The 1476-nt window shown below is 47.0% G+C and carries 1 protein-coding gene and 1 pseudogene; both read right to left on the reverse strand.

The genetic code is table 11. The annotated features are described in order from the left end of the window. Positions 1 to 1068 (reverse strand): annotated as a pseudogene (locus D0T85_RS20770) (hypothetical protein); the annotation flags it as partial. 150 nt (positions 1069 to 1218) lie between these two features. Next, positions 1219 to 1476, reverse strand: a 258-nt coding sequence (locus D0T85_RS20775) for a tetratricopeptide repeat protein (RefSeq protein ID WP_163215435.1), incomplete at its 5' end; no start/stop codon positions are given.

The raw sequence follows: 1476 nt of genomic DNA on the forward strand, positions 1-1476 counted from the left end.
ACGGTAAGGGGCGGGAACCATGTATTTAAATACTTCTTGCTGACGGGAGCCTTTTGCTTCGTTGGCAGCAATCTTTTCGTGCAACAGAAATTCACTGGCCAGGGCAATGGAGTCTTTGTCTTTAGGCAGCAGCGGTTGAAGGTCTTCGGGACCAATGCCTTTGAAGTAGAACTCGCGGTACTTGGCCGGAACGGCATCCAATGTGATCTGCCGACGAACGGGCGAAGATTCAATTAGCTTCTGCCGTTCTTTGCGGTACTTGGCACCTAGCTTCGAGGTGTCGGCACGAAGGGCTAGCTGACGGTTTAGGTCGTTACGATAGCGTGCATTGTGAGCCATAAGTTTCAAGCGAAGTTCTTCGGCGTGTTTTATGTTGTAGGCGTCGTACTTGGCTTGTTCGGCGTTACGCCAGTCGCGGTACTCTTGCATCAATACCCATTTGTTATAGTATTGATCCAGGTTGGTTTTACGACGGCGGCCTAGTTCGCGGTTTACACCACGATGATCTACAAAAGCAGAATCGTAGGCAGAGGGGTCGATAATACTGGCCAGGTAGTTTTGATAACGTTCGTAATCTTGCTTTTGAAGTTCTACAAAGTTTTTACCACGCAACACTACATCATCCAGATTAACTACCGAATCGGAGGTTATTAGTTCGGGGGTAAGGGTTACCTGAAAGTCGTCCGACAGATAGGCTTCGGGAACATGTACGATAAAGTCGATGTTCACTTGTCCTTCCCGCACTGGTGCAAAGCGTGCACGGGAGGTGACGGTGACCTGAGACAGAGTGTATACTTTATTGGTATCCAAGCGGGATTCGTCCTGGTTATTTTCTTCAATATTTGTGAGTTGTGGCTGTTGACTGTAATTTACCTGTTCGGCCAACACCATGGGGCTACCATTACTTTGACCGGGACGATTCCCCGGGTGGGTAACAGTGATACGGCTACGCTCAAGGAACAACCGTTCCGTAAGGTGGCGTTTGCGGGTATTACTGTTATTGGTGTTGCAGGATACAAGCAGTAACAGGGTACAAAACAGGTATAGGTATAGGGTTCTCTCTCTCATAAAAATCTAATATGCCAATGTGGATAATGTGCCAATATCCCAATGTGGATAATATGCTAATGTTAATATGCCAATATGCCAATGTGGAAAATATGCTTATATAATTATGCGCAGCCAATTGGCACATTGGCATATTAGCACATTGGCACATTACCTTCTTTGTTTTAATTCGTCTTCTTTCTTCTTAGCTAGTTCTGTCAGATTGTGTGCGGCTTCGGCTACACCACCAATAGAGGCTTGGTTCAACAAGTCTTCGGCTTTGTCCAGTTCGCCACGAATCATATAAACGATACCCAGGTTGTTCCATGCTTCGGGTAAAGCAGGGGCTTTTTCGAGTAAGCGCAAAGCGGTGTTCTCTTCGCCATTCTCGATTAACAGGGCAGCGGCGTTGTTCATGGCAACGGGGTC

The organism is Bacteroides sp. 519, assembly GCF_010500955.1.
GTDB lineage: Bacteria > Bacteroidota > Bacteroidia > Bacteroidales > Bacteroidaceae > Bacteroides.